Consider the following 8,653-nt stretch of genomic DNA (forward strand, 5'->3'; position numbering starts at 1 on the left):
CGAATACTTTATGAGCACTATAATGCAATACCGCAGGGTGAATGACAAAAACAGGTTTGTTTATTTTTAAATGAATTTTCTTGAGCGTTTCTTTGCCGACTGAATATCCATTCCCCTGGCCAACTAGAAGTTTCCTTCGGGTGTAAATCATCAATAAACACAGTGCATTACTATTATTATTTTTCATCAATGACATACAACCATCCAACTCACGATGCCCGCACAATCAAGAAATTGTTAATTTTAAACCTTAATTGTTTGCATTTTGTTAATTTTATAAGAGTAGCGTACCAATACTGTGCAGGCATTTTCTAATCGAATTCAATCGTTCTTCAGTCACTCCTGCCTATAGCCTGAGTCTGCTTAATGAACTGTGAATCACCGGACATTAAAAAATGGAAATTTAACAGGCGGTTGTTTTCAGAAATAAAAAAGACTCCACGCAATGTGGAGTCTGAATGCTAAAACCAAAACTCAATTCACAAATTCGTCAAATGATACAGGGAATGTATCAGACTGAACACTGAGCAATACCCCCCTGTTTGCAGTAAGCGCGTCATAGAAAAATCGCCTGGTGTGCAGTCTGATACCCTTCCTGACGCTGAAAATTAATCACATGGAGGGATCCGGTCATCCGTTAAAATATCACTGTTGTACTTCGTTATGACAATAAATATGCACCATGTAAAAACGTAATGAACGATCAAACAGGCTAATCAAGAAAAATAGTAAAGCAATCAACGGTTGAAAAAACGTGATTGCCGCGCACAGCGGTCAGTATCGTCAGTCTGAACGGATAATCCCAAGTAATGACGGATTCTTTGTGACATCCCCTGCATTAAGTATCAGATAAAAAATGTGAATACACCAAAGAAGATAAATTTATTTTTGAATGATTTAAATTCAAGAAAAACAGACAAGCTAAGTATGCTAAAAATAAGATGATATTCCTGATATGATCATTCACTTAACTTCACAGTTAACATTTCAATAAAATAATCAACTTTTATTTCATTGAATATCACACTGAAACTGTATATTTTTCGCCCAACCAAAATGGCAGTACTGGTTTAATTAATATCTCAGGGATAGTTTTTTTCCACAATAAAAGTCTGACAATGCCATTAAAAATCCTTATTATTTACTCTGTTCTATTTGCTGCTCTTCTCGGGAGCAACCCTTTATATGCTTTTAATTTACCGAAACATTTTAGCAGTGCTGATTTACCCAATCCGCCTCTCTTTGCTCCCCCCTCAGGTACAGTTCAGCAACATCCCACCACATCGCTAAAGAACAAGAATGGTATTAGCGACAAGCATGTTTTGTTGAAAAGTTACCATAACTGGAAAGGAGTAAAGTACCGATTAGGTGGGGATTCCAGACGAGGCATTGATTGCTCAGCCTTCACACGCCGTATGGCTAAAGAATTTTCAGTACATTTGCCAAGAACAACTGCAGCGCAAATGCGATCAGGGCAGAAGATCACAAAACAGCAGCTAAAAGTGGGTGATTTGGTATTTTTTAAAACTTCCAGGCAGGACCGCCATGTTGGTATTTATATTGGCGATGACCAGTTTATCCATGCATCACGAAAAAAAGGGGTTATCACGTCAAGCATGAATAACACCTACTGGATGACGCGTTACGAAACATCCGTGCGTGTGATTGGGTAACTCAACCAATCAGGAAAAACAGTGCCCTTACATCGCATGGGCATATACGGATTTCCGCGAGTAACTCCTCTACAGCAGATGTATCATGGCAAAACCAGCATAAATAACACACTTTACAAAACCTGCATACTTAATGAGTAGCATGATTTTCCGGACAATATGAGTGCAAAAATCTGCTGCTATTATAGTGCTCATCCAAAGCGTTGATTTCATTTTCTGAACGTGGAATATGTTCACGATGAACACTTTACCAGTCGTGACAGCAAACGACTGTGTTTGGTGATTGCAATAGATTCCGTCGGCACGATACCTGTACTGAGTACTTTTTTGGGTATTCACAAGTGAGTTCAAATAGTGCCATCATATATTTACACCAACATACAAATATATGAACCAATAAAACTGAAATTATTATTTTAAAATTTCAATTACATTTTTTGTTATTTTTACATAAAAATACGCATGAAAATACCCATCATTTATGGCATATGTATGCTTTCATATTTTTTTCAGGAGGGGCTTTCTTTTTTTATATTCATTGATATTATTTTCACAAATAAAGAAGTATGAATTCACTTTCCTTTATCTTTAGGTGTATAGACAGACAGTCAATATCAAAACTTTGGTTATGATGAAAATCATGATTGCAGTATGCATGAAACTGATCTGTGTCAATGTTAATTTCGTTGTGCGTGAACTATATACCACGTAATTATTTTTATATTGCCTGGTTTTCTGCAAGCACCTTCCTCTGACAGAAGGCCGCTATTTCAGCTGACGGGATAGTACATTCTTTGAGTTGTCATGGGCATAGTGAGACAAGTGACCGGAGCCCCCCGGAGAAAGACCAGATAACTATGGTTTAGTTGAGTGTTGTTCCCTTCCAGTGAACATCTTTGTACAGAATAAACATTCAGTGCTCGGTATTCAGGATGAATATGATATCAGGAGAAAATAATGGTTAAACCCTTTCTACAAATTATGCTGCTGTCCTTAATGGCTATGTATACCGCTTTGGCAGTAACCTTCATTTATCTCATTTGGGGTGAGTGGTGAGTGTTATAAAGCAACGAGCAATTCTTATGAGCACTGATCCGCTATCACTGCGTGGTTTGCAACTGATGATTATCGAGTCAACGCTTCCAGTGTTGGTTGCCGGTTCAGCCAGCGATAATGCCACCCTCCGCTCCCTGATACAGGCGGGTGACGCAGACGTGGTGTTATGTGAGATTTATGAGACAGAAGCAGCACTGCAGGAAACGTTGTTTGCATGGCTATGGACGACAAAAGTTCGGCCTGATATTCGTTGGGCTGTTTTCCTGTCCCCAAATATGCTGATGAAATGGCAGATGATTACAGAACATCGACCCCACGTACTCCTGGATAAAAGTGAACAAGCTTGTTTGACTGGCCTGCAGTATCTCCTTGGAGAGGGGACTTTCTGCAGTATTGAACTCCAGGCTGTCACAAATAACGCCTTTACCCCGAAAGATGAATGGCGGGATCGTGATATGGCCCGGGGACTAAGAGGTAATGTTTCGCTGCACTGGTGGCTGGCCCGGCAAGAGAAATGGATGTCCCGACTGGTAAACCCGGATGAGCCAAATCCGCTACCTGATGATATAAAGAAGAGGTGATCAATACTCTACCAAAAGCAAATGACTAGCCCTGCCGCGGGTTGAAACTTATATGTCCGCAAAACGCCTGATGCACTGCTTAGGGCGTTTTGTCGTTGTCCTGAACCAGGCCGACAACAAGATTGGCACAGGAAAATGATATTAACTCAAATAGTATGTTCGCATGGCGGCATATATAGCACTCAGGTTCTCTGAAGTCGTTGAAAGCCGTTTTTCAGCCTTACTCCCGGTAATATCTGATATTGAAACCGAAACGTCTAATCAACCATTTCCCCTTAAGCTTACTATCATCAGTGGCATCCTGCTCAGGTACGAAGCGCTCCGCTTTAATGACACTACCACTACGCTAATAAAAGAGCAGGAACGATGGGTTGTGATCTTACCCATCAATAGTAAACGTACGCAGAAAGCAGTATTGACGAAAACGGTTATTCAGTTGACAGAGAGGCTCGCTGCCCCGGCTTATCGACCAGTCATCAATCAAGTTGAGCGTGAGGTGAAAGCAGCAACCACTCGGTTTGCATATTCCGAGCAAGGTGCGCTACACCCAGCCCATGACCTGAGCCGAAGAACAGGGATGATGTCCAGCCAGACAAACCATTCACTGTGCATTGTCGGCAAGGCTATTCTCCGTTTCTGCCCACAACCTTACACAGAGTACGCCAGAACTGGGCACTGGTTCAGAGGCCTACACGTGCGCCTCTACCAACTTCTAATGCCGCGATTGCGTTTCATCTTTTCCCGCAGCCAGCTTCCTTTCTCCTTCGGTTTATCTCTAAACTACCATTAACCAGCACAACTCAGCTTCCGCGATATATCACTGGTCGATTCTATGCTGCCAGGGAGGCACAGACATACTGTATTGTAATAGCGAGATTCCATTCCCAGGCCTTCCTAAGGCTTCCCCCTTCCTTTCCCGCGTCACACGGCATGCTCTTCGCTGTACTTCAGCAAACTCAGCGTTCTGCTTCCGGCAGTTCTCTGGCTCCGCTGGTACAGGAGTCGGATATAGCCCCTCAAATTTATGGGTATATTCAACAGATAACACTCCGTTATATTTTCCTCATATATCTGCATTAGTTTTTAAAATATTAAAACAACCATAATCTTTATCATTTACTTCCTCCAAAACTAAAAATATATCTCCTTAGACCATAAACATCATTTGTATGGTTTTTTATTTTTGTTAAATCCGCGATAACATTAAATATTAACGCCCCATATCTCTACATTTGCCGTCGGAACTCAAAATCATGATATACACTATTCTCTGACTGCCCCAGAACAAACTGCCCGCTCACACTGATTTATCAAGACAGCTTATTGAGGTAATCCAATGTACAGTGGTTTAAATCATATCTATCGTCTGGTTTGGAATAATGTCAGGGAAACCTGGGTGCCAGTAGCAGAGTATTGCAAAAGCTACGGTAACGGTGTGGCGCGTCGTGCGGTCCTGACAAGAAAACTTTCGATTCTGGCAGTGACGGCACTTCCTGGAGTAGTGAATGCTTTCACGACTGAAGTGGGTGCGGGTATCACTGTGAACGGCGAGATCGTGGAGCAAGGTACGCAGAATATTAACAGTGGTGGTACAGCGGATACGACCACGGTCAATACGGGTGGCATTCAAAACGTCAACGATGGTGGTACTGCGATATTGACCACTCTTAACTACGGGGGGCGCCAGAACGTCAACACAGGTGGTACGGCGACATCGACCACTGTTAATGCCGGTGGCGCCATGAGCGTCAATAGCGGTGGTACTGCAATATCGACCACTATCTGGGGGACGGGTTCACAGGGCAGGCAGGATATCGCGGCTGGCGGTACAGCGATAGATACCACGGTGAATGCCGGTGCTTTTCAGGGCGTCTCAGGTGAAGCGACTACGACCACCATTAACGAGGGTGGCTGGCAATATACCTATGCAGGTGGTATTGCCAACGATACTACGGTTAACAGTGGCGGGATACTGGAGGTGGCAACGGGTGGTACGTCTCTCGGGGTCACGCAAAACAGCGGTGCTGCGCTGAAGACGAATACCGATGCCACCGTCGTTGGCACGAATGCCCTGGGTGCCTTCTCCATTGATGCAGCAACACACACTGCCAGTAATGTCCTGCTTGAGAACGGTGGGCTTCTCAACGTCAACAGCGGCGGTACTGCTTCTGATACAACGATTAATACCGGAGGCTACGTAACCGTTAATGTCGGGGGGGTTGTTAATAATACCACTGTCAACGCTGGCGGTATGAATGTCAACGGTGTAAGCAATGACACTATTTTAAATGGCGCCTATGAAGCACTCAAAGCTGGCACTGGCGCTATAGCCAATGGCACTACAGTGAATGGTGGTTTCCAGCAAGTCGAAAACGGTACCACAGCCAATGACACGACAGTCAACGCTACGGGCGAGCAAAGGATCCTCGCCGGCGGCATTGCCAATGACACAACAGTGAACAGTGGGGGAATGCTGAATGTTGCAGCAGGCGGAACAGCTCTTGGCGTAACACAAAGCACCGGAGCCGTGCTTGTCACGAATACCGATGCCACCGTCAGTGGCACGAATGCCCTGGGTGCCTTCTCCATTGATGCAGCAACGAGCACAGCCAGTAATGTTCTGCTTGAGAATGGTGGACGTTTCATCGTCAATACTGGTGACACGGCGACGGATACGACGATTAATACCGGAGGCTACGTAACCGTTAATGCCGGGGGCGTTGCTAATAACACTACAGTCAACGCGGGTGGTATGGATGTCCACGGCGTGACCAATGGCACCGTTGTAAATGGTGCATGGGAGGCACTCAAAAGTGGTGGTGTCGCCAATGGCACTATAGTGAATGGTGGTTTCCAGCAAGTCGAAAACGGTACCATAGCCAATGACACGACAGTCAATGCTACGGGCGAGCAAAGGATCCTCACCGGTGGCGTAGCCAATAACACAACAGTGAACACCGGGGGATTGTTGACTGTTAATACAGGCTCAACTGCTGTCGGTGTCGTTCAAAACAGCGGTGCTGCACTTGTCACGAATACCGATGCCACCGTCAGTGGCACGAATGCACTGGGTGCCTTCTCCATTGATGCAGCAACAGGCATCGCCGGTAATGTTCTGCTTGATAGTGGTGGTATTTTCACCGTCAATACTGCTGACACCGCGAACGGCACAACAGTGAACACTGGTGGGGCAGTTAACGTTAATGGCATAACCAATGACACCGTTGTAAATGGTGGCAATGAAGCACTCAAAAGTGGTGGTGTGGCCAATGGCACTATAGTGAATAGTGGTTTCCAGCAAGTTGACACCAATACCATAGCCAATGACACGACAGTCAATGCTACGGGCGAGCAAAAGGTCCTCAACGGTGGCACTGCCAATGGCACCATCGTTAATACGGGTGGCATTCAGACTGTCCAGGGTGGCACAGCGAACAACACAGCTGTGAACACCGGTGGCCTGGTTGACGTTAATGCTGGGGGGATAACCAGTGGCACGACTGTTAACGGTGGCCGGGAACAGATTTTGGCTGATGGCACAGCCAACGGTACCACAATCAACAATACAGGCCAGCAAGCTATCGAAATAGGCGGCATTGCCAATGCCACCGTTGTTAACGAGGGAGGCTCACAGGTGGTTCACGGCGGGACAGCGAACGACACTACAGTTAACAGTGGTGGCGCGCAAAATATCGAAAGCGGCGGCATTGCTAATGCCACAACAGTTAACAGCGGTGGGCTGTTGGCTGTTATGGCAGGTGGAACTGCTCTCGGGGTCACACAAAACAGCGGTGCTGCACTTGTCACAAATACCGATGCCTCCGTCAGCGGCACCAATGCTCTGGGGACGTTCGCCATCGATGCGATAACGCATACTGCCAGTAATGTCCTGATTGAGAACGGTGGAATATTTAACGTCAACACGGATGGCACAGCGACTGACACAACTGTAAACACTGACGGTCTGGTTAATGTTAACGCTGGAGGTATAACCAGTGGCACGACTGTTAACGGTGGCCTGGAACAGGTACTTGCGGATGGCACGGCTAATAACACCACAGTTAACAATACCGGACAGCAAACCATTGACAGCGGTGGCACAGCCAATGGCACCATCGTTAATGCGGGCGGGACTCAGGCTGTCCAGGGTGGCACAGCGAACAACACAACGGTGAACACTGACGGCCTGGTTAATGTTAACGCTGGAGGTATAACCAGTGGCACGACTGTTAACGGTGGCCTGGAACAGGTACTTGCGGACGGCACGGCTAATAACACCACAGTTAACAATACCGGACAGCAAACCATTGAAAGCGGCGGTGTGGCTAATGGCACCATCGTTAATGCGGGCGGGACTCAGGCTGTCCAGGGTGGCACTGCGAACAACACAACGGTGAACACTGACGGCCTGGTTAATGTTAACGCTGGAGGTATAACCAGTGGCACAACTGTTAACGGCGGTCTGGAGCAGGTGCTTGCGGACGGCACGGCTAATAACACCACAGTTAACAATACTGGCCAGCAAACCATTGACAGCGGTGGCACAGCCAATGGCACCATCGTTAATGCGGGCGGGACTCAGGCTGTCCAGGGTGGCACAGCGAACAACACTGCAGTCCATAGCGGCGGGTTGCTGACAGTTTCATCGGGCGCAACAGCCACAGACCTGACGGTGAATGGCGGAGCAGGCTACATCTATACCGGTGCCACCCTGGGTGGCGATGTGTCCGTCACGTCTGGTGGTCAGTTAACCGTGACAGCTGGCGCAAAGACTGATAGTGCGAATATGACCCTGTCGGATTCCGGTGCACTGTATCTGGACAACACCTCAGCAGTCAGTGGCAGCAATACGCAGTACAATATGGGTGCCATGACCATGGATGGCGGCAGTGTTCACTATGAACAAAGTGGCTACGCCGACCTGACCGTGACCAGCCTGGAGGGGACGGGAGCATTTTATATGAATACCCAAGTCGCAACCCTTCAGAGCGACACCCTGACAGTGACGGGCAAAGCTAACGGCGACTTTGATGTCTTCATCGCCGATACCGGGGTCAGTCCGGTGTCAGAGGACAATCTGCAGATGATAAAAACCGGGGGGGGTGATGCAGAATTCATCCTGGCCAACAATGGCGGAGTCGTGGATGTGGGGACCTACCAGTATTATCTGGTGGACAACGGGAATGACACCTGGTCACTTTCTCCGACAAAGCCAGGAGTTCCGACTGCTCCGCCAGTGCCGGTGGATCCGACGGCACCACCGGTAGACCCGACAACCCCACCAGTGGTCCCGGTAGAGCCAGCACCGCCGTCAGAAATGACGATATCGCCAAGTACGGCAGC

At 47.0% G+C, this 8,653-nt stretch carries 4 protein-coding genes; 3 read left to right on the plus strand and 1 reads right to left on the minus strand.

Annotated elements, in window-relative coordinates:
- Positions 1-196: hypothetical protein (locus EC843_RS24655; protein ID WP_208111339.1), on the minus strand; the 196-nt coding region annotated here is incomplete at its 3' end.
- Positions 197-1,118: 922 nt separating this feature from the next.
- On the opposite strand from EC843_RS24655, the gene EC843_RS24325 reads away from it, so the two are divergent.
- The 3 genes from EC843_RS24325 to EC843_RS24335 all read left to right on the plus strand — a co-directional run.
- Positions 1,119-1,673: an NlpC/P60 family protein gene (locus EC843_RS24325; RefSeq protein WP_133523191.1), complete on the plus strand. Its 555-nt coding sequence runs from the start codon at positions 1,119-1,121 to the stop codon at positions 1,671-1,673.
- Positions 1,674-2,755: 1,082 nt separating this feature from the next.
- Positions 2,756-3,310, plus strand: coding sequence for a hypothetical protein (locus tag EC843_RS24330; RefSeq protein ID WP_133523192.1), 555 nt, complete (start codon positions 2,756-2,758; stop codon positions 3,308-3,310).
- Positions 3,311-4,646: 1,336 nt separating this feature from the next.
- A partial coding sequence (locus EC843_RS24335; protein WP_133523193.1) for an AIDA repeat-containing protein occupies positions 4,647-8,653 on the plus strand: 4,007 nt, incomplete at its 3' end.

Origin of the sequence: Buttiauxella sp. JUb87, from assembly GCF_004361975.1 — a bacterium.
Classification (GTDB): Bacteria; Pseudomonadota; Gammaproteobacteria; order Enterobacterales; family Enterobacteriaceae; genus Buttiauxella; species Buttiauxella ferragutiae.

Bases quoted from the DNA above. Each gene is read 5' to 3' on its own strand.
- EC843_RS24325 (WP_133523191.1), top strand. From the start codon at position 1,119: ATGCCATTAAAAATCCTTATTATTTACTCTGTTCTATTTGCTGCTCTT.
- EC843_RS24330 (WP_133523192.1), top strand. From the start codon at position 2,756: ATGAGCACTGATCCGCTATCACTGCGTGGTTTGCAACTGATGATTATC.